General features: G+C 73.1%; 26 protein-coding genes and 1 tRNA gene. 14 read left to right on the forward strand and 13 right to left on the reverse strand.

Annotated elements, in window-relative coordinates; genetic code table 11:
- Positions 1–33: 33 nt before the first annotated feature.
- From OHS33_RS13135 to glmS, 3 genes are all read left to right on the forward strand, one after another.
- Positions 34–927, forward strand: coding sequence for a DUF4429 domain-containing protein (locus tag OHS33_RS13135; RefSeq protein ID WP_330330584.1), 894 nt, complete (start codon positions 34–36; stop codon positions 925–927).
- 107 nt (positions 928–1,034) lie between these two features.
- Positions 1,035–1,310 carry a hypothetical protein gene (locus tag OHS33_RS13140; protein ID WP_330330585.1) on the forward strand — a complete coding sequence of 92 codons (276 nt, stop codon included), beginning with the start codon at positions 1,035–1,037 and terminating at the stop codon, positions 1,308–1,310.
- A 67-nt stretch (positions 1,311–1,377) separates the two neighbouring features.
- Positions 1,378–3,195, forward strand: a complete 1,818-nt coding sequence (glmS, locus tag OHS33_RS13145) for a glutamine--fructose-6-phosphate transaminase (isomerizing) (RefSeq protein WP_330330586.1) — start codon at positions 1,378–1,380, stop codon at positions 3,193–3,195.
- A gap of 85 nt (positions 3,196–3,280) precedes the next feature.
- On the opposite strand, the gene OHS33_RS13150 is transcribed toward glmS, so the two are convergent.
- Both OHS33_RS13150 and OHS33_RS13155 read right to left on the reverse strand, forming a co-directional pair.
- Positions 3,281–3,847: a GPR1/FUN34/YaaH family transporter gene (locus OHS33_RS13150; protein ID WP_330330587.1), complete on the reverse strand. Its 567-nt coding sequence runs from the start codon at positions 3,845–3,847 to the stop codon at positions 3,281–3,283.
- A gap of 182 nt (positions 3,848–4,029) precedes the next feature.
- Positions 4,030–4,560: a universal stress protein gene (locus tag OHS33_RS13155; protein ID WP_330330588.1), complete on the reverse strand. Its 531-nt coding sequence runs from the start codon at positions 4,558–4,560 to the stop codon at positions 4,030–4,032.
- 415 nt (positions 4,561–4,975) lie between these two features.
- Between OHS33_RS13155 and OHS33_RS13160 the strand changes: the two genes are divergently transcribed.
- The 4 genes from OHS33_RS13160 (at position 4,976) to OHS33_RS13175 (ending at position 7,782) form a co-directional block, all read left to right on the forward strand.
- On the forward strand, positions 4,976–5,296 hold the full coding sequence (locus tag OHS33_RS13160; protein ID WP_330330589.1) for a hypothetical protein: 321 nt from the start codon (positions 4,976–4,978) through the stop codon (positions 5,294–5,296).
- Positions 5,297–5,672: 376 nt separating this feature from the next.
- A complete protein-coding gene (locus tag OHS33_RS13165; RefSeq protein ID WP_330330590.1) occupies positions 5,673–6,845 on the forward strand; it encodes a helix-turn-helix domain-containing protein in 1,173 nt (390 codons plus the stop codon).
- 155 nt (positions 6,846–7,000) lie between these two features.
- Positions 7,001–7,603 (forward strand): oligoribonuclease, encoded by a 603-nt coding sequence (gene orn / locus OHS33_RS13170; protein ID WP_330330591.1) that lies wholly within the window; start codon positions 7,001–7,003, stop codon positions 7,601–7,603.
- A 106-nt stretch (positions 7,604–7,709) separates the two neighbouring features.
- Positions 7,710–7,782 (forward strand) — tRNA-His (locus tag OHS33_RS13175).
- A gap of 63 nt (positions 7,783–7,845) precedes the next feature.
- On the opposite strand, the gene OHS33_RS13180 is transcribed toward OHS33_RS13175, so the two are convergent.
- A complete protein-coding gene (locus OHS33_RS13180; RefSeq protein ID WP_330330592.1) occupies positions 7,846–8,703 on the reverse strand; it encodes an NAD(P)H-binding protein in 858 nt (285 codons plus the stop codon).
- 115 nt (positions 8,704–8,818) lie between these two features.
- On the opposite strand from OHS33_RS13180, the gene OHS33_RS13185 reads away from it, so the two are divergent.
- Positions 8,819–9,367: a MarR family winged helix-turn-helix transcriptional regulator gene (locus OHS33_RS13185; RefSeq protein ID WP_330330593.1), complete on the forward strand. Its 549-nt coding sequence runs from the start codon at positions 8,819–8,821 to the stop codon at positions 9,365–9,367.
- Positions 9,368–9,421: 54 nt separating this feature from the next.
- On the opposite strand, the gene OHS33_RS13190 is transcribed toward OHS33_RS13185, so the two are convergent.
- The 6 genes from OHS33_RS13190 to OHS33_RS13215 all read right to left on the reverse strand — a co-directional run bounded on the left by OHS33_RS13190 (position 9,422) and on the right by OHS33_RS13215 (position 13,609).
- Positions 9,422–9,724 carry a hypothetical protein gene (locus OHS33_RS13190; RefSeq protein ID WP_330330594.1) on the reverse strand — a complete coding sequence of 101 codons (303 nt, stop codon included), beginning with the start codon at positions 9,722–9,724 and terminating at the stop codon, positions 9,422–9,424.
- A gap of 66 nt (positions 9,725–9,790) precedes the next feature.
- Positions 9,791–10,498, reverse strand: a complete 708-nt coding sequence (locus OHS33_RS13195; protein ID WP_330330595.1) for an NADPH-dependent F420 reductase — start codon at positions 10,496–10,498, stop codon at positions 9,791–9,793.
- Positions 10,499–10,573: 75 nt separating this feature from the next.
- The gene (locus tag OHS33_RS13200) at positions 10,574–11,209 is read right to left on the reverse strand and encodes a disulfide bond formation protein B (RefSeq protein WP_330330596.1); all 636 of its coding nucleotides are present in this window, start codon (positions 11,207–11,209) and stop codon (positions 10,574–10,576) included.
- 11 nt (positions 11,210–11,220) lie between these two features.
- The gene (locus OHS33_RS13205; protein ID WP_330330597.1) at positions 11,221–11,385 is read right to left on the reverse strand and encodes a DUF5993 family protein; all 165 of its coding nucleotides are present in this window, start codon (positions 11,383–11,385) and stop codon (positions 11,221–11,223) included.
- 111 nt (positions 11,386–11,496) lie between these two features.
- Positions 11,497–12,894, reverse strand: coding sequence for a sensor histidine kinase (locus tag OHS33_RS13210; RefSeq protein WP_330330598.1), 1,398 nt, complete (start codon positions 12,892–12,894; stop codon positions 11,497–11,499).
- 25 nt (positions 12,895–12,919) lie between these two features.
- On the reverse strand, positions 12,920–13,609 hold the full coding sequence (locus OHS33_RS13215; RefSeq protein ID WP_330330599.1) for a response regulator transcription factor: 690 nt from the start codon (positions 13,607–13,609) through the stop codon (positions 12,920–12,922).
- A gap of 78 nt (positions 13,610–13,687) precedes the next feature.
- Between OHS33_RS13215 and OHS33_RS13220 the strand changes: the two genes are divergently transcribed.
- Complete coding sequence (locus OHS33_RS13220; protein ID WP_330330600.1) at positions 13,688–14,221, forward strand: hypothetical protein; 534 nt, start codon at positions 13,688–13,690, stop codon at positions 14,219–14,221.
- A 42-nt stretch (positions 14,222–14,263) separates the two neighbouring features.
- Here OHS33_RS13220 and OHS33_RS13225 read toward each other — a convergent pair whose 3' ends face one another.
- The 3 genes from OHS33_RS13225 to OHS33_RS13235 form a co-directional block, all read right to left on the reverse strand.
- Positions 14,264–14,869, reverse strand: a complete 606-nt coding sequence (locus OHS33_RS13225; RefSeq protein ID WP_330330601.1) for a hypothetical protein — start codon at positions 14,867–14,869, stop codon at positions 14,264–14,266.
- Positions 14,870–15,010: 141 nt separating this feature from the next.
- Complete coding sequence (locus OHS33_RS13230; RefSeq protein ID WP_330330602.1) at positions 15,011–15,913, reverse strand: spermidine synthase; 903 nt, start codon at positions 15,911–15,913, stop codon at positions 15,011–15,013.
- A gap of 37 nt (positions 15,914–15,950) precedes the next feature.
- Positions 15,951–16,385, reverse strand: coding sequence for a hypothetical protein (locus OHS33_RS13235; RefSeq protein ID WP_330330603.1), 435 nt, complete (start codon positions 16,383–16,385; stop codon positions 15,951–15,953).
- 257 nt (positions 16,386–16,642) lie between these two features.
- On the opposite strand from OHS33_RS13235, the gene OHS33_RS13240 reads away from it, so the two are divergent.
- Positions 16,643–17,986 carry a tetratricopeptide repeat protein gene (locus OHS33_RS13240; protein WP_330330604.1) on the forward strand — a complete coding sequence of 448 codons (1,344 nt, stop codon included), beginning with the start codon at positions 16,643–16,645 and terminating at the stop codon, positions 17,984–17,986.
- 36 nt (positions 17,987–18,022) lie between these two features.
- On the opposite strand, the gene OHS33_RS13245 is transcribed toward OHS33_RS13240, so the two are convergent.
- Positions 18,023–18,619: a histidine phosphatase family protein gene (locus tag OHS33_RS13245; RefSeq protein ID WP_330330605.1), complete on the reverse strand. Its 597-nt coding sequence runs from the start codon at positions 18,617–18,619 to the stop codon at positions 18,023–18,025.
- 182 nt (positions 18,620–18,801) lie between these two features.
- On the opposite strand from OHS33_RS13245, the gene OHS33_RS13250 reads away from it, so the two are divergent.
- The 4 genes from OHS33_RS13250 to OHS33_RS13265 are packed head-to-tail and all read left to right on the forward strand — an operon-like array spanning position 18,802 to position 23,753.
- Positions 18,802–19,677, forward strand: a complete 876-nt coding sequence (locus tag OHS33_RS13250; protein WP_330330606.1) for a phosphatase PAP2 family protein — start codon at positions 18,802–18,804, stop codon at positions 19,675–19,677.
- Positions 19,616–20,812: a hypothetical protein gene (locus OHS33_RS13255; protein ID WP_330330607.1), complete on the forward strand. Its 1,197-nt coding sequence runs from the start codon at positions 19,616–19,618 to the stop codon at positions 20,810–20,812. The genes OHS33_RS13250 and OHS33_RS13255 overlap by 62 nt, the downstream gene beginning before the upstream one ends.
- Positions 20,800–22,401, forward strand: coding sequence for a hypothetical protein (locus OHS33_RS13260; protein WP_330330608.1), 1,602 nt, complete (start codon positions 20,800–20,802; stop codon positions 22,399–22,401). Before OHS33_RS13255 ends, OHS33_RS13260 begins: the two co-directional genes overlap by 13 nt.
- Positions 22,398–23,753, forward strand: coding sequence for an AAA domain-containing protein (locus OHS33_RS13265; protein ID WP_330330609.1), 1,356 nt, complete (start codon positions 22,398–22,400; stop codon positions 23,751–23,753). Before OHS33_RS13260 ends, OHS33_RS13265 begins: the two co-directional genes overlap by 4 nt.
- The last annotated feature ends 97 nt before the right edge of the window (positions 23,754–23,850 follow it).

Below are 23,850 nucleotides of genomic sequence, written 5' to 3' on the forward strand. Positions count from 1 at the left end.
TATAGGCGCGGTGGGCGGTGCGAGAATCCACGGATGGCGGAAATCATCCAGAAGGACGGCAATTGGACCTTCGACGGGGACGTGGTGCGCATCGTGCCGGGCCGCGACAAGGGGGTGGGGCTGCTCCGGCAGACCCTCGGTGAGGTGACCGTGCCGCTGCGCGCGCTGGCGGGGATATCCCACGAACCGGGGCGCAAGGCGGGCCGGTTGCGGCTGCGCCTGCGCGACGGGGCCGACCCGCTGCTCCAGGTGACCGGCGGGCGGCTGCCGGAGGCTTCCGATCCGTACGTGCTGACGGTGGGGGCGGACCGGGCCGGGGTCGCGGAGTACTTCGTGGAGGAGGTGCGGACCGCCCTGCTGCTGGAACAGGTGGATCCGGGCCCGGTGGACGCGTACCTGCTGCCGGGGCCCGCGGTGCCGGTCACGGTCGGCGCCGGGGACGGGACGGTGTCCTTCGACGGGGACCGGGTGTCGCTGGAGTGGAACTGGAAGACGGAGGAGGGCAAGGCGTCCTCCGGGCCGCACGAGTTCCGGGTGGGCGCGCTGCGGTCGGTGGAGTGGGCTCCGGCGAAGGGGCTGGACAACGGCTGGCTCCGCTTCCGCCTGGCGGGGGCGCCGCCGGCTCCCGAGCCGAAGTACGACCCGTACGCGGTGGAGCTGTTCGGCTTCAAGAAGGACCCCCTGATGGCGCTGGTCGCGGCGGCCGTGCTGGTGCGGATGCCGCATCCGGCGGCGCCGCGGGACGCCGTGCCCGCCGGATGGGGCGAGAAGGAACTCGGGGCGGGCCCGGGCGCGGGGGTGGCCGCGGCCGAGGATCACGACGTGCTGTTGCGGCGGCTGCGCGAGCTGGCCGAGCTGCACGGGGCGGGGGTGCTCACGGCGGAGGAGTTCACGGCGGCGAAGCAGGCCGTTTTGCGTCGTTTCTGACCGACCCGGACCGGATTATTCGCTTCCGTTGGTCCGTACCAGTGCGATCCTGCCCGATTTCGGGCAGGATCTTTGCATTCCCGGAGATCACCCGCCAGTATCTACGGGTGTCCGATCGCCGCCCGTCGCATGACGACCTCGTCGACCACCTGGTGCGCAGCACCGCGCTCCAGCGCGGCGAAGCCGCCCGGGTGGTGCTCGACGTCCTCGCGTACTTCGACGAGACGACCGAGGAATTCGTCCGGCGCCGCCACCGCGAGCTGCAGTCCGGCGGCGCGGTGAACGCGGAGATCTTCGAACGCATCGCGGCCGAACTGCCGCACCGCGCCGTGGCGCCGCCGGAGCTGTCGCTGCGGCAGCTGCGCCGCATCGTCTACGGCTGAACCGGCCGGGCGGCCACCGGGCCGCCGCCGGGCACGAACACCGAACTTCAGGAGGGGCAAGAACCGTATGTGCGGAATTGTGGGTTACATCGGCAAGCGTGACGTGGCACCGCTGCTGCTGGAGGGGCTGGCGCGACTGGAGTACCGCGGTTACGACTCGGCCGGCATGGTCGTCAACACCCCGAAGTCCCCCGCGCTGAAGATGGTCAAGGCCAAGGGCCGCGTCCGCGACCTCGAAGCGAAGGTCCCGAAGCGCTTCACCGGCACCACCGGCATCGCCCACACCCGCTGGGCCACCCACGGCGCCCCGAGCGACCACAACTCCCACCCGCACCTGGACCCGGAGAACAAGGTCGCCGTCGTCCACAACGGCATCGTCGACAACGCCTCCGAGCTGCGCGCCAAGCTGGAGGCCGACGGGGTCGTCTTCGCTTCCGAGACCGACACCGAGGTGATCGTCCACCTGATCGCCCGCGCCCAGGCGAACACCCTGGAGGAGAAGGTCCGCGAGGCGCTCAAGGTCATCGAGGGCACCTACGGCATCGCCGTGATGCACTCCGACTTCGCCGACCGCATCGTCGTCGCCCGCAACGGCTCCCCCGTCATCCTGGGCATCGGCGAGAAGGAGATGCTCGTCGCCTCCGACGTCGCCGCGCTGATCGCCCACACCCGCCAGGTCGTGACCCTCAACGACGGCGAGATGGCCACCCTCAAGGCCGACGACTTCCGCACCTACACCACCAGCGGTACGACGACCACCGCCACGCCCGAGACCGTGGAGTGGGAGGCCGCCTCCTACGACATGGGCGGCCACGACACCTACATGCACAAGGAGATCTCCGAGCAGCCCGACGCGGTCGACCGCGCGCTGCGCGGCCGGATCGACGACCGCTTCTCCACCGTGCACCTGGGCGGCCTGAACCTGGACCCGCGCGAGGCGCGCGGCATCCGCCGGGTCAAGATCCTGGGCTGCGGCACCTCGTACCACGCCGGTCTGATCGGCGCGGGCCTCATCGAGAGCCTGGCCCGGATCCCGGCCGACGCCGAGCCGGCGTCCGAATTCCGTTACCGCAACCCGGTGGTGGACCCCGACACCCTCTACATCGCGGTGTCGCAGTCCGGTGAGACCTACGACGTGCTCGCGGCGGTGCAGGAGCTCAAGCGCAAGGGCGCCCGTGTCCTCGGCGTGGTCAACGTGGTCGGCTCGGCCATCGCCCGCGAGGCCGACGGCGGCGTGTACGTGCACGCGGGCCCCGAGGTCTGCGTCGTGTCCACCAAGTGCTTCACCAACACGGTGGTCGCCTTCGCGCTGCTCGCCGTCCACCTCGGCCGCATCCGCGACCTGTCCGTCACCGACGGCAAGCGGATCATCGAGGGCCTGCGCAAGCTGCCCGCGCAGATCCAGGAGATCCTCGAAGGCGAGGAGGACATCAAGAAGCTGGCCGCCGAGTACGCCGAGGCCAAGTCGATGATGTTCATCGGCCGGGTGCGCGGTTACCCGGTCGCGCTGGAGGCCTCGCTCAAGCTCAAGGAGATCTCCTACATCCACGCCGAGGCCTACCCGGCCTCCGAGCTGAAGCACGGCCCGCTCGCCCTGATCGAGCCCGCGATGCCCACGGTCGCGATCGTGCCGGACGACGACCTGCTGGAGAAGAACCGCGCGGCGCTGGAGGAGATCAAGGCCCGCAGCGGCCGGATCCTCGCGGTGGCCCACCGGGAGCAGGAAAAGGCCGACCACACCATTGTGGTGCCGAAGAACGAGGACGAGCTGGACCCGATCCTGATGGGGATCCCGCTCCAGCTGCTCGCCTACCACACGGCCCTGTCGCTGGGCCGGGACATCGACAAGCCGCGCAACCTGGCCAAGTCGGTCACCGTCGAGTAATCGGCCCGGCCACCGACGGAAGCAGGCAGCGAACCGCCCCCCGTGCGCACGGCGCACGGGGGGCGGTCGCGTTCTTCCGTGCGGCTCAGCCCGCGGCGACGGCCCCGCGGGAGCGCCCGCCGACCGCCATCGGCCACTTGGCGAGCGCCGCCGTGGCTCCGTACCAGCCGAGCAGTCCGGCGACCGCCGCGACCCAGCCCGCCGCCTTGGCGAGCGAGCCGCTGTCCGCGAAGGCCGATATCGCGAGCAGCACCAGCGAGAGGAACAGCAGGCCGTACATGCCCTGGCTGAACAGCCCGCTCGCGGCGCCGACGGTGAGGGTCAGCGCGAGCAGGGCGAAGAGCACCAGAAACGTTCCGCCTGCGTGTGCGGTGACCTTGTCACCCGCCCCGCTGGCCCAGGTGAACCAGAAGGCGCCGAGTCCGGCGAACGCCGTGCCGTTGAAGCCGTTGCCGCCGCGGAACTCCAGGATCCCGAGGAGGAACAGGGCGATGCCGCCGATGTAGGTGGCGAGCGAGACGGAATCGGCGGCCGACACTCCGCTGATGACGCCGGTGTGGCCGATTCCGAACGCGAGAAGGGTCAGCCCCAGAGCCAGGTGCCCCAGGGTCGAAGTCGTGGCCGTGCTTCCCGCAGAGACGTCATTGTCCACGGCGGGCTCCCTTCGATCTGCAGTTTTATGCTGTGTCCCAGCGACTTTTATGTACCCTTCACAACCGCTCAATCCACCAATCCGCGGGTCACGGCTGGGTCACGGGACGGGTAACGGGCCGACTACATCCGGTCACGCGGATCTGGTCACGAGTTGGCCGTCCGGTCACGGAGACCGTCCGGTCAGGGGATGACGACGACGGGCCGCTGGGCCCGCTTCGCGAGACGGCCGGCCACCGAGCCGAAGATCCGCCCGACGAAGCCCTGGGTGGAGCCGACCACGATCGCGTCGGCCGAATACTCGCGGCCGACCTCCTCCAGCTCGTGGCAGATGTCCCCGCCCCGCTCGACCAGGATCCAGGGGACCTCGGTCAGATAATCGGCGCAGGCGAGTTCCAGCCCGAGCACCTCGGTGCGGTGGTCCGGGACGTCCACGAAGACCGGGGGCTCACAGCCCGCCCACACGGTGGTGGGCAGCCGGTTGGCCACATGGACGATGATCAGACCGGAGCCGGAGCGCCGGGCCATCCCGATCGCGTAGGCGAGCGCGCGCTCGCTGGACGTCGAGCCGTCGAATCCCACCACGACCCCGTGCCGGAAGGCCGGGTCGCAGGCAAGACGTGTCTGTTCCACCGCGCGCAGGTCGGCCGACACGGAGTCGGCGAGGGGTTTGCGCTTGCGGTCCGCGGGTTCGGAGAATTCGTGACCGGCCATGGGCGTCTCGGCGAAAGGTCCTCGGGATCAGGGTCGCGCGAAATCGGCGACTCAGGGTGACGGGGGTCTGTCCGGGAAACCATCTTCCCAAGCCCTTACCCCCAGGGTACGGCGACACTCCTGCCATGCACAGGGCTTGACGCCCCTTGCCGCCCTTGGAGAGCGCCGAAGGGAGCATGCCGGAGCCGCGGGCTCCTTGGCAATGGCCGCTGTCCCCTACAGGCAGTGACGAGCCACCCCTGCGCGCAGTGACCGAGGCCCGCCGCGCGGCGTTGGACAAGGGTCCGACCGTCCAGGAAGAGCCCGCAGGGAGTACGCCGTGCCCGGTCATCCGGTCCACCCCGTCCAGCCAGCTCCGCCGACACAGTCCGCTTCATCCCTCCCGCCTTCCCGCCACCCGGCCATTCACTCGTCCGTGCACCCGGCCCGGCAGCCGGGCGACGATCCCGCGGGTGACGTGGTGCGCTGGGCCGCCTTCAGCTGCCTGCTCGTCCCCGTGGTCCTCGTCGTCTACGGGACCTCCTTCGACGGGGCCGCGGTCGCGACCCTGGGCCTGGTGACGGTCACGGCCGTGTGCCGGGTGATGCTGCGCCACTCGGAGAAGACCCAGCGGGCCGCGGCCCGGGTTCCGGTGGCGCTCCCTCCGGGGGCCGTGCCCCGTGGCCGGCACTCCCGTCCCGGGGCCGGAACACACCGCGGCTGCCACGGCTCCGGCGGGATCTCCCCCCACGAATGACTGATTCGCACACGCGCGCCCGCATGTTTTCAGCCAACTTCACTTCCGGACTCCACCCTTGCCGGAACGCTCGCCCAACCCCCCTACCACCAGGGACGACAGAGCTGCAGGATGGCTCTGACCCTACGTGTACTGGCCAGCAGCGGGCGGCGCACTTCCCACCCGCCTGGCGGAGTGGAAGGGTTCCTGATCGAATGCTTTTCGCCAAGTTGCCAAGTCGACATAGCGCTGCGTGCTGAACTTGTCACGCCGACACCACGGGACGCAGTAGATTCGATCATGTATTTACGGCGGGGGATCCACGTGCAAGGCCGAGGGGAAACGTGCAGGTGCGACCAGACCAAGGAGTCGCGACACCCAAGGGGGGCTTAGCGCCATGAGCCAGGATTCCACCGCCGTCGTCGCAGACGCCGGCCGGAAGCTCGCAGGGCGCCGCCGCAGGGAAATTGTTGCGGTGCTGCTCTTCAGCGGCGGTCCGATCTTCGAGAGTTCCATTCCACTCTCCGTGTTCGGCATTGACCGGCAGGACGCGGGAGTTCCACGCTATCGACTGCTCGTGTGCGCCGGGGAGGACGGTCCGCTGCGGACCACCGGCGGACTCGAACTGACCGCGCCATACGGGTTGGAGGCGATCGCCCGGGCAGGCACGGTCGTCGTGCCCGCCTGGCGCTCCATCACTTCGCCGCCGCCACCGGAGGCGCTCGACGCACTGCGTCAGGCGCACGAGGAGGGGGCGCGGATCGTCGGGCTGTGCACGGGAGCCTTCGTGCTCGCCGCCGCAGGCCTGCTGGACGGCCGGCCCGCGACGACGCACTGGATGTACGCGCCGACGCTGGCCAAGCGGTACCCGTCCGTCCATGTCGATCCGCGCGAACTCTTCGTGGACGACGGCGACGTGCTGACGTCCGCGGGCACCGCGGCCGGAATCGACCTGTGCCTCCACATCGTGCGCACGGACCACGGCAGCGAGGCGGCCGGGGCCCTGGCCCGTCGGCTCGTCGTGCCGCCGCGCCGCACCGGGGGCCAGGAGCGCTATCTCGACCGGTCGCTGCCGGAGGAGATCGGCGCCGACCCGCTCGCCGAGGTCGTCGCCTGGGCGCTGGAACACCTCCACGAGCAGTTCGACGTGGAGACGCTGGCGGCGCGCGCCTACATGAGCAGGCGCACGTTCGACCGGCGGTTCCGCTCGCTGACCGGCAGCGCGCCGCTGCAGTGGCTGATCACCCAGCGGGTGCTCCAGGCACAGCGGCTGCTGGAGACCTCCGACTACTCGGTCGACGAGGTCGCCGGGCGCTGCGGGTTCCGCTCGCCGGTCGCCCTGCGCGGGCACTTCCGGCGGCAGCTGGGGTCCTCCCCCGCCGCCTACCGCTCCGCCTACCGGGCGCGCCGGCCGCAGGCCGACGTACCGCAGGTGGCACAGCTCTCGGACGGGCCGGTTCCGCACCAGCGCACGCCGCAGCCCAACCGGGCCGCGGCCGCACTGGCGGCCACCGGACCGTCGGTGACCGAGCTGTACTCCCCCGGCCGGGTCCTGCGCGAACACGCGTAGTCCCCGCACCGGCGGACACCACAGAACGGCAGGTGCCCCCGACCCTTCATCAGGGCCGGGGGCACCTGCATGTCCGGGACGCGTGCCCGCGAGCCGCACACCCGGGCCCGCAGGGGAGGTCCGTAGAAACGGAAGCTCCGCATAAGGTGGGACGCATGAACGATCGCATGGTGTGGATCGACTGCGAGATGACCGGGCTCTCGTTGGCGGACGACGCACTTATCGAGGTGGCCGCACTGGTCACCGACTCGGAGCTCAACGTGCTCGGCGAAGGCGTGGACATCGTGATCCGCCCGCCGGACGCCGCCCTGGAGACCATGCCCGACGTGGTGCGCGAGATGCACACCTCGTCCGGCCTGCTCGACGAGCTGGCCGGCGGGACCACCCTCGCGGATGCCGAGGCCCAGGTCCTGGCCTACGTACGGGAACACGTCAAGGAACCGGGCAAGGCCCCGCTGTGCGGGAACTCGGTCGGCACCGACCGCGGATTCCTGCTGCGTGACATGGCCACGCTTGAGGCCTACATGCACTACCGGATCGTGGACGTGTCCTCGGTCAAGGAGCTGGCGCGCCGCTGGTACCCGCGGGCCTACTTCAACAGTCCCCCCAAGAGCGGGAACCACCGGGCGCTGGCGGACATCAAGGAGTCCATCGCCGAGCTGCGGTACTACCGGGAAGCGGTCTTCGTCCCGCAGCCCGGGCCGGACTCGGACACCGCCCGGACCATCGCCGCGAAGCACGTCATCCCCGCCGAATAGCCGCCTGCCGGCCGGGGGCCGGCGGGCCGGGGAAAAGGTGGGAGCGAGCACCCTCTCGGACCCTGTACCCTTTTAATCGGCCGGTCGGGTTTCCCCGCCGGACATGGTGGGTGTAGCTCAGTTGGTAGAGCACCTGGTTGTGGTCCAGGTGGCCGCGGGTTCAAGTCCCGTCACTCACCCTGTTGAAGGGCCCCGGTTCGCGCGAGCGGACCGGGGCCCTTCGCGTTTCCCGGGTCACGGCGCTAGGCGGAGAAGTCGGCCGCGTGGTCGGCGGCCCAGTCCGCGAAGGAGCGGGCCGGGTGTCCGGTGAGCAGTTCGACGGAGCCGGATATCTCGGCGGGAACCCCGACCCCCGCGGACCAGTAGGCCAGCAGGGCGTCGGCGTAGGGCCCGGGCACATACTCCGCGACGGAGTCCTTCCACGCCTGCGGGGTGACCGTCTCGTGCGCGACGGGCCGCTCCAGCACCGCGGAGAGGATGTCCAGTTGCTCCGCGAAGGTCAGCGAGCGCGGCCCGGTCAGGGTGTAGGCGCGGCCACCGAGCCCCGGGTCGGTGAGGACGGCGAAGGCCGCCTCGGCGAGGTCCGCCTCATGGACGGGGTCGCTGTGCGAACCGGGGTAGGGCAGCCGCACCGGCGCGCCGGAGCGGATGGGCCAGGCCCAGCTGCGGGCATTGCTCGCGAAGGATCCGGGGCGCAGCAGCGTGGTCCGCAGCGGGGCGGCCAGCAGGGCCTCCTCCACCGCGAGATGGGACGCGGCCAGGGCGCTCTCGCGGGCGCCGGGCTCCAGCACGCTGGCGGAGGACAGGAGCACGATGTGCTCCACCCCGGCCCTGACGGCTTCCTCGACGAAGGCGTCGATGCCTTCGGCGGCGGCGTACAGGAACACCGAGCGAACGCCTTCGAGGGCGGCCGGGAAGGTCTCGGGGGCGGTCAGATCGCAGTGCACGGTCTCCGCGGCCTCACCCGGAGCCGCGCCCGGAGCCGCGCCCGGGGCCGCGGGCTCGCGGGAGGCGAGCCGGAACGGGATGCCGCGCTCGGCGAGGAGCGCGGCGAGGCCTCGGGCGACGGCTCCGCGGCCTCCGGTGACGAGGATCGTCATGGCGGTGGGTCCCTTCGTAATCGATGGTGCGCCCGGTTAAGATGAATACGTGGCGCAGATTCTGTGCGACACATTCTCTGCGTCACACAGTTAAATTTGGAGCATGGAGAAGCCGATGTCAACCGATTCACTTCCTTCGGGTGATTCCCAGCCCGCCAGCGCCCCGGCCGACGGCGCCCAGCCCTGGAGCCGCGCCGAACTGCTCGCGCGCGTCGTCACCGAGAGCCAGCGGCACTACGCCGACTACTCCCTCTTCAGCCAGGCCATGGCCGACCACGTCGGCCTGCACCCCACCGACCTGCAGTGCATCGCGCTCCTCGACATCGAGCCCGCCCCCGTCAGCACCGGCGACATCGCCCGGCTCACCGGCCTGACCTCGGGCTCGGCCACCCGCCTCGTGGACCGGATGGTCAAGGCGGGCATCGTCGAGCGGCACGCCGACCCCCATGACCGCCGCCGCTCCCTCGTCGCCCTCGCCCCCGAGGCCCGCGCACGCATCGGCGCGGCCTGGGATGCCCCGGGCCGCGCCTTCGGCGAGGTACTGGCCGGCTATTCGGACGCGGAACTCACCGTCATCGCCGACTACCTGCACCGCGCAGCCGAAGTCGGCCGCGCCCAGGCCCAGCGACTGGCCTCGGGCGCGGCCGACGAACCCGTCGGCTGACCGCCGTCCGCATGGCCGGTTCGGCGCGCCCGGCCCGCCCGGCGCGCCGTCCGTTCAGCCCTTCATCGCCTTCAGCGCCGCCGTCCCCTTGGCCAGGTCCTCGCGGTTCATCACGGGAGCGATCTCGACCTCCGCTTCGAACTGCATGATCAGGTCTTCCACCAGCGCCGGCACCTGCGAGCTTTCCTGCAGGTCGAAGACGATCCACACGGACCGCACCCCTTCGGCCAGGCCGAAGTAGGAGGCCTCCGGCTGCACGGTCTCCAGCAGCGTGTCGATCGCCTTGAGCAGAGCGCCGCTCTTGATGCCTTCGTTGGCGGCGGCGATGTTGTAGTGGGCGCGGAGCATGACTCTCATGCGTGACTCCTTCCGTCACGCCCACACTCGGCGCGCCCACCACCCCCGGCAACACATCCGCACCCGTCAGGGGGTCACCCGACCGCCGCCCGCACCCTGGATGTGGAAGTTGAAGTCGGTGTGCCCGAGCGAGCCCATCAGCCGCAGCCAGATCGGCAGCAGCATCTCGGTACCGCGCGCGGTCTCGATCCCGCCGAGGTCGAGCACGCTCGCCTCCGGCCACCCGAAGGAGTGCAGCAGCTCCCGCACCTCCTTCTTCGCGTCCCCGTCGTCCCCGGAGAGGAAGACGTGGTGCTCACCGGCGACCCGGCCCGGGTCGACCATCACCGCGCACTGCATGGTGTTGAGGGTCTTGACCACGCGCAGCGCCGGATGGGCGCGCTGGAGCTGCTCCCCGAGGCTGTCGCTGTCGACCGGGTCGAGGCCGGGCGGGAACCCCCGGGAGAAGTCGAGCGGGTTGGCGACGTCGATCAGCACCTTCCCGTCCACGTGGGCGCGGTCCACCGAGGCCAGCGCCTGGAGGCTGACCCGGCCGCCGGTGGCGTTGACGAGTACGTCGGCCCCCTCGGCGGCGTCCGCGAAGGCGGCCAGCCGCACCTCGGGGTGGCCCGCCTGCCAGTCGGCGTAGGCCGGGATCCCGTACTCGTTCGGCCCGCGGACGGCGAGCGTGGCGCCCGGGTCCCTGGTGCCGATCAGCACGTCGTGGCCGAGCGAGACGAGCTTCCCCGCGAGCGTGCGGCCGACGATGCCGGTGCCGAGGACTGCGTAGCGCATGGCGGAATTCCCTTCATACAGCTTCATGAACGCGTGAACGGCGCAGTGGTACCCGGCGAGGATGGCCCCCGTCCGTCAGCCGAGGATGCCGATGTCGTACAGCAGCCGATACTTCGTCGGGTCGTCCGGGAGGAACCAGTGGAACCCCTCCTCGAAGAAGACGGCCACCACGTTCACCGCGATCACCACGCCGAGGAACCACAGCGCGAACATCCCCACCGCGCGGTACGGCCCGTCCTCCGGCACCGCCCGGTCCGCCGTGTTGTGCGCGAAGGCCAGGACGATCCCGATCGCGACGACCGAGGCCTGGAAGAGCACCCACGCCCACACGTAGAGGTGCAGGCCGAAGACCTCGCTCCCGAACCCCTTGTCCCCCGGCAGGATGTGCAGCATGGTCTGCCGCCAGGAGGCGAAGGACCCGGCGATCAGCGCGACCAGGGCCAGCCCCCAGCCCGTCATGTAGTCGCGCCCCGTCACCGCGCCCGTGGTGAGCCCCGTACGGATGATGTAGCCCGCCCCGATCGCGGCCAGCAGCATGAACATCCGCTGCACGATGCAGAGCGGGCACGGGTACTCCCAGAGCACGAACTGGAAGAACAGGCCCCCGCAGACGACCCCCGTCCAGCCGATGGCGAAGACGCAGGCGAACCAGTACTGAAGCCGTCCCAGCAGGCCGCCGGCCAGCGGGACCTCGGGCATGAAGCTGCGCATCGCGGCCATGGTCAGTAGCTCAGGGTCAGGGCGAGGCCGCTGGTGATGTGGTGCGCCATCAGCAGGATCACGGCGAGCAGCATGACCCACCAGGCCGCGAGCACGATCGTCCGGGACGCGTCCCGGTACATCGCGATCATGGTGGCGAGGAGCCCGCCGAAGATAAGGGTGTCCATGCGCCGGACCGTACCGACCGCGCGGCGCGCACTTCACGAGGCGCGCCCCCGCCCGCCTGCGGTTACGTCGGTTGCCCCGCCCGCGGGGCCCCTGGCCGGACGCTTCCGGCGTCACCTGCCCCGCTTGCGCCGCCCCCGGCGCCCGCGCGCCCCGTCCGACGCGCCCCGGGTCCGCCCGTCCAGGGCGATCCACACCCGCACCTCGGTCCCCCCGAGCACCGAGCGCCCCAGCCGTACGTCCCCGCCGGTCGATTCGGCGACCCGGCGCACGATGTCCAGGCCGAGTCCCGTGGACCCGTCCCGGCCCCCGTCGTTCCCGCGCCGCAGCGCCGCGTCCGGGTCGGCGATCCCCCCGCCCGCGTCCGAGACCAGCACGATCACCGCGTCCCCCGCGTCGTGCACGTCCACCGCGAAGGGGGTGCCCTCGGGGGTGTGCCGGAAGACGTTGCCGAGCATCGCGTCCAGCGCGGCCGCCAGTTCCGGCCGGGCCACGGGGATCCGTACGACCCGGTCCACGCCCGCCAGCCGCACCTCGCGGCCCTCGTCCTCCGCGAGGGCCGACCAGAAGTCCATCCGCTCCCGGATCACCTCCGAGGCGTCGCACCCGCCGCCCGAGAACCCCTGCGCGGCGGCCGGCCGCTGCTCGCGCGCGGTCCGGATGATGGTGTCCACCTCGCGCTCCAGCTGCTCGACGGCGGCCCGGGTCTGCTCGGCCGCCGGACCGTCCCCGAGCGAGGCCGCGTTGAGCCGCAGCACCGTCAGCGGCGTCCGCAGCCGGTGCGAGAGGTCGGCGGCCAGCTCCCGCTCACTGGCGAGGAGTTCGACGACCTGGTCCGCCATCGAGTTGAACGCGACGGCGGCCGAGCGGAGTTCCTTCGGCCCGTCCTCGGGCACCCGCGCGCCCAGCTTCCCCTCGCCGAGGCGGTGGGCGGCCTCGGCGAGCCGTTCGGCCGGGCGCACCAGGCGCGCGCCGAGCCGGTCCGCGACCGCCACCGAGCCCACGATCAGCGCGAGGCCGACGCCCGCGAGGACCAGCCAGGCAGTGGTGACGCCGTTGCTGACCTCGCTCTCGGGCACGAGGATCTCGATCACCGCGATGTCGCCGGAGCCGAGGGCGGTGGGCTGGAGCAGCGCCGATCCGCCGCCCGCCACCGAGGTCGTCATCGCGCGCCCGTAGCCGCGGGTCTCGGCGACCGCCCGCGCCCCGGCCCAGCCCGCACCGCTCTCCCCCGGCCCGCCGATGTCCACGGCCGCGGCGCCGCCGACGGCCGGGACGTGCACGGCCATCCGGCGGGCCGCGCCCATCTGCGTGGACTCGACGGCCTTGCGCAGCTGGAGCGGATCGGTGGTGATGGAGAGGGTGGGGCCGATGGTGGCGGCCTGCCGTTCCGCGTTGGAGAACGCCCGGTCGCTGGCCATCTCCCGGACGACCAGCCCGAGCGGGATCGCGAAGGCGGCGACGACCATGGTGGTGACCGCGAGGCACACCTTGACGAGCGCCCACCTCATCGCCGACCACCGGTGCGCGCGCCGCTCACAGGGGCGGCTCCAGCTTGACGCCCACACCCCGCAGCGTGTGCAGGTAGCGCGGGCTGGCGGCCGTCTCGCCGAGCTTGCGGCGCAGCCAGGACAGGTGGACGTCGATCGTCTGGTCGTCGCCGTACGACTGCTGCCACACCTCGGCGAGCAGCTCCCGACGCGCCACGACCACCCCGGGCCGCCCGGCCAGGAAGGTCAGCAGGTCGAACTCGCGCCGGGTCAGGTCCAGTGCGGCCCCGTCCAGTGCGGCCTGGCGCCGCAGCGGGTCGATGGCCAGCCCGCCCACTCGCAGCACGCGCGAGGGCGGTTCGCCCCCGGTGGCGGCGCGCGAGCGGCGCAGGACGGCGGCCATCCGGGCGGACAGGTGCTCCACGGAGAACGGCTTGATGAGGTAGTCGTCGGCCCCGTCGTTGAGCAGCCGGACGATCTCCGCCTCGTCGTCGCGCGCGGTCGCGATGATGACCGGTACGTCGGTGATCCCGCGCAGCATCTTGAGCGCCTCCGACCCGTCCAGGTCGGGCAGCCCGAGGTCCAGGATGACCACGTCGAAGGGGTGGTGCGCGACCTCGCGCAGGGCCTCCAGGGCGGTGCCGACGCTCCGCACGGTGTGGGACGCCTCGGTCAGGTGCCGGATGAGGGCGGAACGTACGAACTGGTCGTCCTCGACCACGAGCACACTTGCCATGAGCGGCACCGTAGCCCATTCGGGGGACCCCGGGAGCCCTCGGTCCGCCACTCGATCGGGTGGTGCAGTATGTCCCCGATGCAACGAGGACTTGTCCACGCACTGGCCTGGACGCTGGCGACCGGGGCCGCGGTGACGCTCTCCTGGTGGGGCGTGCACACCGTCATGTCCGGTACGGTCTACGATCCTCCGCGCGCCGTGCCGCTGACCGCGCTGCCGCGGTCCTCCTCGACCGGGGACGCCGCTCCGGCCGCCCCCGCGCCGTCCCCGACGCCCTCCCCCACCCCGTCGCCCGGCACGTCCGCGGCCCCTTCGGCCCCGGCCTCGTCCCCGGCGACCTCACCGTCCCCATCGGAGCGCTCCCGCCGGACGGCCGCCGACGAGGACACCGGGAATGTCAAGAGCTACCCGGTCACGGGCGGCCGGGTCGTCTTCGACCTCGGCGGCTCCGCGGGCCAGCTGGTCTCCGCGACCCCGGACGCGGACTGGCGGATGCAGGTGTGGAAGCAGACGGAGTGGATCCGGGTGAACTTCACCCGCGGCAACCGCACGGTGTCCGTCTTCTGCACCTGGAACGGCCATCCGCCCCTGGTCGAGGTCGTCGACGGCTGAGTCGTGTGGCCGATCCGCCACCGCCCCCGCCCCCGATCCGGGTCAGCGGCGGCGCGTGTCCGTGACCGTGTAGGCGCCCCCGAGCGCGTCCGCGTCGGGGGCGCGGGTCGAGCACTTCGGCAGATCGGGCTGCCCGGCCGGGGTCGGCGGGGTGATCCCGATGCGGGTCGCACCGGCGCCCGGCGCGGGGACGTGGAAGCTCAGCCCCATGCGGGCGGGCCGCTCGCGGTTCAGGAAGATCTGCCAGCCCGGACCGGCGTCGACGATCCTGCCGGTCACGGCCACGTCGGGGCCGTCGACGCGTACGCAGTCGACCGCGAAGTCGCCCCAGTTGAAAGACGCCGGCTCGCCGTCCTTCGCGCCCATGAAGTGCTGGATGCGGAAGGTGCCCCAGGAGCGCGCCGGCCCGGCCGGGCCGCCCTGCGGGGTGAAGAGGCCGTGGGCGTCGACGAAGATCCGGATCTCGTCCCGCGGGTCGGCGTAGTCCATGCGGGACCACCCCGCGATACCGGCCACGCCGGGAGCCGTCGCCGCCGCGGGACGGCCGTCGGCCGGCCCCGGCGCGGCGCTCGCCGGCACGGGGGCCCCGGTCGCCATCACGGCGGCGAGGACGAGCAGGGCGGCCATCCGCAACGTCGGCTTGATCATGGTGGTGCTCCCCCTCGGGAAGTCAGGAAGTGGTGTCGCCCCCGATCCTGATCCGCCCGCCCCTCCCGGACATCGCCCACCGGTATGACCGGCCTTCCCTCCGATGGGTGAGGACCGCTCAGCCGAACACGTGAGGGCCGCTCAGCGGAACACGGAGGGCGGCGGGGCGGGCGAGGCCACTGCCGAGGCGTCGGCCACCGGCGGCGCGCCGCCCGCGAAGGCGGCCAGTTCGCGGCCGTGCTCGACCCGCCCCGGGTGCGGGTCGCTCGCGACCCGCCGGGTGAACTCGGCCAGCGGGAGCTCCCGGTCGGCGGCCACGAGCACCGCGTTGCCGAACCGTTTCCCCCGCCACACCACCGGGTCCGCGGCCATCGCCAGCTGCCCGAACCGGGAGGCGGCGGTGGCGATCTGCCCGCGCAGGTGCGCGAGCGGCGGACCGTCCGCGAGGTTGGCGACGTACCACCCGGCGGGGTTCAGCACACGGCGTACGTCGTCCAGGAACTCGGCGCTGGTCAGGTGCGCGGGGGTGCGCGCACCGCTGAACACGTCGGCGATCACGAGGTCCGCCCAGCCGTCCGGGATCTTGCCGAGCCCGGCCCGCGCGTCGGTGGCCCGGACCCGGACCCGCGCCTGCGGATCCAGCGGGAGGTGGGCCCGTACGAAGGCGACCAGGCCCGCGTCGATCTCCACGACCTGCTGGGTGGAGCGGGGGCGGGTGGCCGCGGTGTAGCGGGCCAGGGTGAAGGCCCCGCCGCCCAGGTGCAGCACGTTGAGGGGCTGGCGGGCGGGCGCGGCCAGATCGATGAGGTGGCCGATCCGGCGCTGGTAGGAGAAGTCCAGGTACTGCGGATCGTCCAGGTCCACATGGGACTGCGGGGCGCCGTCGATCAGCAGGGTCCAGGCGTTGCCGCGCTCGCGGTCCGGCGCCAGCTCCGCCGTGCCGCCGTCTACCTGTCCGGTGACGGGGCCGGTGGCCGCCGCCCGGCCGCCCCCGCCGCCACTTCCGCTGCCGCCCCGTTCGCCGCGCTGCCTGCCCTTTGCCATGCCCTCAGTATGCCGTCGTCCATGACGTCGTCCCAGCTCAGCGGCAGTTGTCGGCGGCCTCGATCAGCCGGGCCGCCTCGCCGAGGGCGGCGCGCAGCACCTCCGGGTCGGTGACCGGACCCGTGGAGTCCGGGGGCAGCAGCCAGCCGGTGCCGCCCGCCGTGGGGGAATCGCCGAACAGCCGGATCCCGCGCCCGTTGGTCTGCGTACAGGCGCTGCCCGGCATGTCCCAGGCGTCGGCGGTGCCGGGCGGCACCAGGAATCCGAGGGTGTCGCCGGACCCGTCGTGCAGCACCGGGCCCACTCCGCTGTCCCGGGCGGCGGCGCGGCGGATGATGTCCACCGCCTCCAGTCCCTGCCGCGTGGGCACGGTCACCAGGTCCGGGGCCGAGACTCCGACCGCGACTCCCGCCGGGGGGCCGGCCGGGGCCGCGCCCGGCTCGGGTGCGGTGTTCGTTCCACTGCTCTCCATGCCGCCCTCCAACAAGGGAACCCCTCCTCGATGCGCGTGGCCGAGGGAGTCGCCTCCCGGTCCGCATGGTTCAACGCGCCGGGTCGTCAACGGGTGCGGCGGCAGGACGCCGCAAAGGATGGCAGTTCATGGCGGATCGCGGGTGAGATATCCGTTTTGTAGGCAAACACCGTGTGGGACCACCCGCCCTGGCGGTACGTTCATGCGCGCCGGGCCCCAGATCACCGGCAGCGTTCCTCGCCAGAGAGGCCACGTCCATGGCGGCGTCCCCCCACTCACCCAACTCATCGTTCCGACGGCTCCGCGGGCAGCGTTCCCCCGCCGAGTTCGCGGGCATGGTGCGCCGGGCGGCGAAAGAGATCGGAGAAACGGTTTCCTGCGACGCCCGCTACATCGGCCGGGTCGAGTCGGGGGAGATCCGCTGTCCCAACTATGCCTACGAGCGCGTGTTCCTGCACATGTTCCCCGGGCACACCCTCACCGATCTCGGCTTCTCCCCCCGCGAGGCGGTACGCGGCCGGTCCGCGCACCGGATCCCCTCCCCCCGGATCCCCTCCCCACCCCTGTCCCTGTTCTCAGGCTTCACGCATTTCTCCAAGGAGAGCGACGTGCTGCGTCGCGCATTCATGGCGGGCGGCTCCGCGACCGTGGCGGCGGCCGCAACGCTGAACCTCACCCTGCTCGGCGACAACCGCCGGATCCCCGCCCGGGCCGGCGAGTCCGAGGCCGAGGCCGTCGAGGACGCCGTACGCCAGATCCGCCTGCTGGACGACCGGCACGGCGCGGACGCCCTCTACCGCAAGGCCGCCGAACCGCTGCGCACCGCCTACGCGCTGCTGGACGCCGGGGCCACCCGGCAGTCCACCGAGGACCGGCTGCACGCGGGCGCGGGCGAACTGGCCATCTCGGTCGGCTGGCTGGCCCACGACTCGGGCCGGTTCGAGGACGCCCGCTCGCACTACGCGGAAGCCCTCGCCACCGCCCGGGTCTCGGGGGACGCCGCCCTGGAGGCGCACGCCTTCAGCAATGCGGCCTTCCTCGCCGGGGACCGCGGGCGGCCCCGCGAGTCCGTCCGGGCCGCCCAGGCCGGCGCCCGGGCGGCCCGCGGCCTCGGCTCCGCCCGGCTGCTGTCCCTGCTCGCCCTGCGCGAGGCGGGCGGCTGGGCCGGGATGGCGGACCGCAAGTCCTGCGAGGACGCTTTGACCCGCGCCCACACCCACTTCTCCCGCGGCCCGGCCCCGGCCGACCCCGAGTGGATGTCGTTCTTCGGCGAGGCGGAGCTGGAGTTCCTGGAGGCCCGCTGCTGGGCGGCGCTGGGCGAGTACTCCCGCGCCGCCCGGCACGCCCGGCGGGCCGCCGACCTCCAGGACCCGCACTTCGCCCGGAACGTCGCCCTCTACACCTCGGAGCTGGCCGACGACCTGGCCCGCGCGGGCGCACCGGACGAGGCGGCCTGGGCGGGCCACCGGGTGCTGGACCTGCTGACCGAGGTGCAGTCGACCCGGGTCCAGTCGATCCTGTCGGGCACGGCCCGCGCCCTGGTCCCGCACCAGCGCTCGCCGCGCGTCGGCGCGTTCCTGACCCGGCACGCGTCCGCCTGACGGGCGGGACGCGGGCACGGTCAGGGGCGGCTGTCCCTACCCGTCGAGGTGACCGGTGTCGTTCCAGCGCTCCACCGCCGGCGCCCCGTACGCCCAGCCGAGGACCGACAGCGAGGTCGGGTCGAGTTTGATCCGGGCGCCGAAGGAGAGGTCCAGGCCGAGCCAGCGGGCGGCGACGGAGCGCAGGATGTGGCCGTGGGCGAAGATCAGTACGTCGCGTTCGGACGAGCGGGCCCAGGTGACCACCTCGTCCGCCCGCGCGGAGACGTCGGCGATCGATTCGCCGCCGCGCGCCCCGTCGCGCCAGATGAGCCAGCCGGGCTGGACCGCGTGGATCTCGGCGGGGGTCATGCCCTCGTAGTCGCCGTAGTCCCACTCCATGAGGGTGTCCCAGGGCGTCGCCTGGAGACCGAAGCCCGCGATGTCACAGCTCTCGCTCGCGCGGATCAGCGGGCTGGTGCGGACCTCGACACCCGGCAGCCCCGCCCAGGGGTCGCGGACCAGGCGCTCGCCGAGCAGCTTCGCGCCCCGCTTCCCCTCTTCCAGCAGCGGGACGTCCGTACGTCCCGTGTGCTTGCCGGACAGCGACCACGCGGTCTGTCCGTGACGGGCCAGCAGGATGCGGGGGGCCATGTCTTTTTCTCCCGGTCCGTAAGGGTTCACCAGCATTGCGCTTCTTGTGATGCTTGTGGTGCTCGTGCCGCTTGTGGTGCTCGTGACGCTTGTGGTGCGGATCATATGGTTCTGTCGTCAGGCCATCATCCATCACACGAACACCAGGCAACCTCCAGGCGCTCATCCGCGTCTTACACCGTATGACTAATTGGCGACGGCCCACCCGATGGTGGGCCGAACTGCTGCTCCTGGGCCTCGTCTACGGCGCCTATTCGGGCGGCCGACTCCTGGCCCGGGGCGACGTGCAGCTCGCCGTCGACCACGGCCTCGCGATCCTCCGCTTCGAGCGGGGCCTGGCCATCGACTTCGAGAGCCCGCTCAACCGGCTCTTCACCTCGCACGCCTGGATCGGCATACCCGCCGACTTCGTCTACGCCTCGCTGCACTACCTGATCACCCCCGCCGTGCTGGTCTGGCTCTACCACCGGCGCCCCGCGCACTACCGCACCGCCCGGACCTGGCTGGTCTCCTCCACCCTGCTCGGACTCGTCGGCTTCGCCCTGATGCCCACCTGCCCGCCGCGGCTGCTCCACCTGGCGCACGGGTTCACCGACACCATGGCCCAGTACAGCTCGTACGGCTGGTGGGGCGCCGAGGCCAGCGCGCCGCGCGGACTCGGTTCCTTCACCAACCAGTACGCGGCGATGCCGAGCCTGCACGTCGGCTGGGCGCTGTGGTGCGGCGTGCTGCTGTGGCGCTACGGGCGCCACCCGCTGCTGCGGGCGCTGGGCGCGGCGTACCCCCTCGTCACCACCCTCGTCGTGATGGGCACCGCCAACCACTACTTCCTCGACGCCGTCGCCGGTGCGGGCGTCATGGGCGTGGGTCTCCTGATCGCGCTGGGCCTGGAACGGCTCGCCGCCCGCCGGTACGCCGCGGCTCCCGCTTCCTCCGCTCCTGCCGGTTTCCGCCGTAAGTCCACGATTGTCAGTGGCGGATGGGACACTTCCGCGGGTGAGCTCCTTCCCGCCCAGCGGCCCTCCGCAGACGACGACGCTCCGGCAGCGGCTCGCTGATCTGCGCGGCCCCGCCGTGCCGCCCCGCCCGCTCGACGCCCGGGCGCTGGCGGCCCTCGCCGCCAACCCGGGCTGCGGCAGACGGGCCCTGCTGGACGGCGCCGGGGTGGACAAGACCGCCCTGGCCTCGGCGCTCGGCTCCCCGGCCGCCTTCGGGCAGTCGCAGTTCGCGATGATCCGCGGCAACTCCTTCGAGGCCAAGGTCAAGGGCGACGGCGGCGCCGAGCTGCTGCGCCTGGTGTACGAGCACCTCGGCGCCGGAGCCGAGCCCCCGGCCCGGGGCGCCCGCGTCCCCGACCTGACCGCCGCCGGTCCCGAGGGCCGCGCCGCCCGGACCGCGCTCGCCCTGCGCGAGGCGACGGCGGCCGCCGCCTGGACCCTGCTCGACCATCCGATGCTCGCGCTGGAGGTCGCCGGGTCCCCCGCCTACTTGGAACCCGACGCCGTCGTGGTGCATCCCGACGGCCGCTGGACCGTCGTCGAGATCAAGTCCTTCCCGATGATCGACGGGACCGCGGACGCGGCGAAGGCGGGCGCCGCCGCCCGCCAGTCCGCCGTCTACGTCCTGGCCCTGGAGCGGATCGCCGCCGTCCTCGCGGGCGCGAGCGTCGGGGAATCGGCCCTGCTGGTCTGCCCCAAGGACTTCTCCAACCTGCCCACCGCGGCCGTCCTCGACATCCGCAAGCAGCGCGCGGTGACGGCGCGCCAGCTGGCCCGGCTCACCCGGGTCGAGGAGCTGGCCGCGGCGCTGCCCGAGGGGCTGAGCTTCGACCCGTCGCGGCCCGCCGGGGAACTGACCGCGGCGGTCGAAGCGGTCGACGCCGCCTACGCCCCCGAATGCCTGGCCTCCTGCGAGCTGGCCTTCCACTGCCGGGAGCGCTCCCGCGCGGCCGACGCGGTGACCACGCTCGGCCGCTCCGTCCGGGGCGAACTGGGCGCGCTGACCACGGTCGGCGAGGCGCTGGCGGCCGCCGCCGGGGCGGGCCCCGCGGACGACCCGACCGCCGCGGCCCTGCACCGGGCGGCCCGGCTGCGCGCCGAGGCCCTGGAATCCGCGGCCCTGGAATCCGCGGCCCTGGATTGCGCCGCCGTCCGCACGGACCCGCTTCCGGAGGCCCTCGCATGCCCCTGCTGAGCACTCTGGCCCGGCTGCAGGCCGTCCGCGCGGGGCGGGCGCAGCCGGTGGCCACCGTCCGGCACCGGCACCTGGCCGCGCGTCCGCTGGTGTTCGTCCCGCTGACCACGGCCGGTGAGGCGGGCGCCCCGCTCGGCGCGCTGGTGGGCACCGACCGGGCGGAGCCGCGGCTGTTCGTCGTCACGCAGCCGCGCGACCGGGACCTGCGCTGGGCGTTCCTGGCGGCGCTGGCGGACGAGGTGCTGCCGTACATCGACGCGTACGCGGACGTGGTGGAGGCCGCCGAGCGGACCGAGACGGATCCGGAGAGCGGCAAGAAGGTCAAGGTGGCCACCGAGCTGTGCGCGGACGCGCCGCAGCTGGTCGTGCCGAGCCGGGCGGGCGTCGAGTACGTCCGGCTGCTCGGGCGGTCGATGCGGTTCCGGCGGACGGCCGAGGAGGATCCGGACGCCCCGCATCCCGCGCCGCCGCGGGTGCCGTTGCTGGGCCGCTGGTTCACGCACCTCGCGGAGCGCTCCCGGGTGCCCGGTTCCTCGATGCTGCTGTCCGCGACGGAGCTGCTGGCCCGGCACTGGGCGAGCGGCCAGAGCAATCTGGAGGACCAGCACCTGGGCGCGCTCCTGGCCTGGATCGATCCGCCGCAGGGCCGGTCGGGCGCGGAGGCGGCGCTGCGTGCGGAGCTGGGCCGGGACCGGGACGGGCAGCTGTTCGTGCCCCCGGCGGGGCCCGCGACCGACCCGGCCTTCGACAACCGGCTGCTGGCCCCGGCGATGGCCCGCTTCGACGCGGCTCGCGGCGCCGACCCCCGGAACGAGGAGGCGCTGGCGCGGGCGGCGGACGAGGTGCGCCGGCTGGTCGAGGCGCAGCTGCGGCCGACCTGGGACGCGGTGTGGCAGGCCCTGGACCTGCTGCGCGCGCTGCCCGAGGGGGCGTATGCCCAGCAGCGCTGGACCCGCGACCGCTGGTCGTACACCGGTCACCGGGACCGGGTCCGGGCGGGTGAACCGCCGCAGCCGCGCCGTGACGACGCGGTGACGGCGGCGCAGAAGCTGGCCACCCGCGAGACCGAGCAGGTCCGGGTGGACGCCCAGGAGGCCCTGGACGACCCGCTGGTGATGGCGGGGCGGCGGCTCGCGGGCGAGGCCTTCGCGGGCGAGGTCACCGAGGTGGTCATGGAGTGGACGGAGTCCAAGCGGCCCTCCCCCCGCCCCCTGGTGACGGTGGCGACGGAGGACCGGCCGCAGCTGCCCGAGGACGGCGGCCGGGCGAAGGTGTACCGCGCGCTGGACGGACGGCCGCAGTCCGCCGAGTTCGTCGGGTACGCCGGACCCAAGGAGGACGGGCTGCTGGTGCTGCGGCTGCTGGACAAGATGGGCCGCGGCAAGGAGCCCGACGCGGGTTCGGTGCCCGGCAAGGGCGACCGGGTGTGCTGGACGCTCTTCGAGCACGACGCGCGGGGCGGGCCGAAGCTGCCCGACCCGGAGAACACGCCGTGGACGCACGGCGGCCCGCCCGGCTCCGGCACCCCCGGAGCCGCGGCCGCCCTGGTGATCCAGCCCGACGCCGTGACCGACGAGGACCTCCTGTGACCACGACCCCGTCCGCGCCCGAATCCGGTTCCGACCCGGGCGCCGCCGCCGCGCGGGCCACCGAGGCGATCCTGCACGACACGCTGCACGGCACCGAGCGGGGCGTGGTCGTCGACTCCCCGCCCGGCGCCGGGAAGTCCACGCTGGTGGTGCGGGCGGCCCGGGAGCTGGCCGCCGCGGGCCGCCGGATGATGATCGTGGCGCAGACGAACGCGCAGGTCGACGACCTGGTGCTGCGGCTCGCCGAGAAGGACCCCGGGCTGCGGGTGGGGCGGCTGCACAGCAGTGACGGCGACGCCTACGACAAGGCGCTGCTGGAGCTGGAGTCGGTGACCCTCTCCGCGAAGGCGGGCGACCTCGCCGAGCTGCCGGTCGTCATCTCGACGGCGGCGAAGTGGGCGCACACCCAGGGTGTGGAGGTGTGGGAGCACGCGATCGTGGACGAGGCGTACCAGATGCGCTCCGACGCGCTGCTGGCCGTGGCCGGGCTGTTCGAACGGGCGCTGTTCGTGGGCGATCCGGGCCAGCTGGACCCGTTCAGCGTGGTCGGCGCCGAGCAGTGGGCGGGGCTGTCCTACGACCCGTCCGCCTCGGCGGTCTCCACCCTGCTGGCGCACAATCCGCAGCTGCCGCAGCACCGGCTGCCGGTGTCCTGGCGGCTCCCGGCGTCGGCCGCGCCGCTGGTCTCGCGCGCGTTCTATCCGTACGCCCGGTTCCGCAGCGGTACGGACCACGGCGACCGGCGGCTCGCGTACGGCGTGCCCTCCGACGGTTCGGGGCCGGACCGCGTCCTCGACGAGGCCGCCGAATCCGGGTGGGGCCTGCTGGAGCTGCCCGCCCGGCACACCCCGCGCACTGACCCGGAGGCGGTGGGAGCGGTGGCCCTGGTGGTCCGGCGGGCGCTGGACCGGGGCGCGGTGACCTCCGACGAGCGCGGCCCGGGCCCGGCGCCGCTGACCGCGGACCGGATCGCGGTCGGCACCGCCCACCGCGACCAGGCCGCGGCGGTCCGCGCCGCCCTGGCGGGGCTGGGGGTCACGGGGGTGACCGTCGACACCGCGAACCGGCTCCAGGGCCGCGAGTACGACCTCACGGTGGTCCTGCACCCCCTGTCCGGCCGCCCCGACGCGACCGCCTTCCACCTGGAGACGGGCCGCCTGTGCGTCCTGGCCTCCCGCCACCGCCACGCCTGCGTGGTGGTGGCCCGCGCGGGCATAGCGCGCCTCCTGGACGACCATCCCTCGACGGAACCGGTCCAGCTGGGCGTGACGATGAAGTTCCCCGACGGGTGGGAGGCGAACCACTCGGTCCTGGCCCACCTCGCGGAACACCGGGTGCCCTGGAAGCCGTAGCCCTTCGCCTACGGGCCCCCGCGCGCGGGGGTTCGTACGCGCGTGCCAGCCCGTGCGGGGCCCCTTGGGGCGGGCTTGCGCGGCGCTGGACAATGGA

Source organism: Streptomyces sp. NBC_00536, assembly GCF_036346295.1.
Taxonomy (GTDB): domain Bacteria; phylum Actinomycetota; class Actinomycetes; order Streptomycetales; family Streptomycetaceae; genus Streptomyces.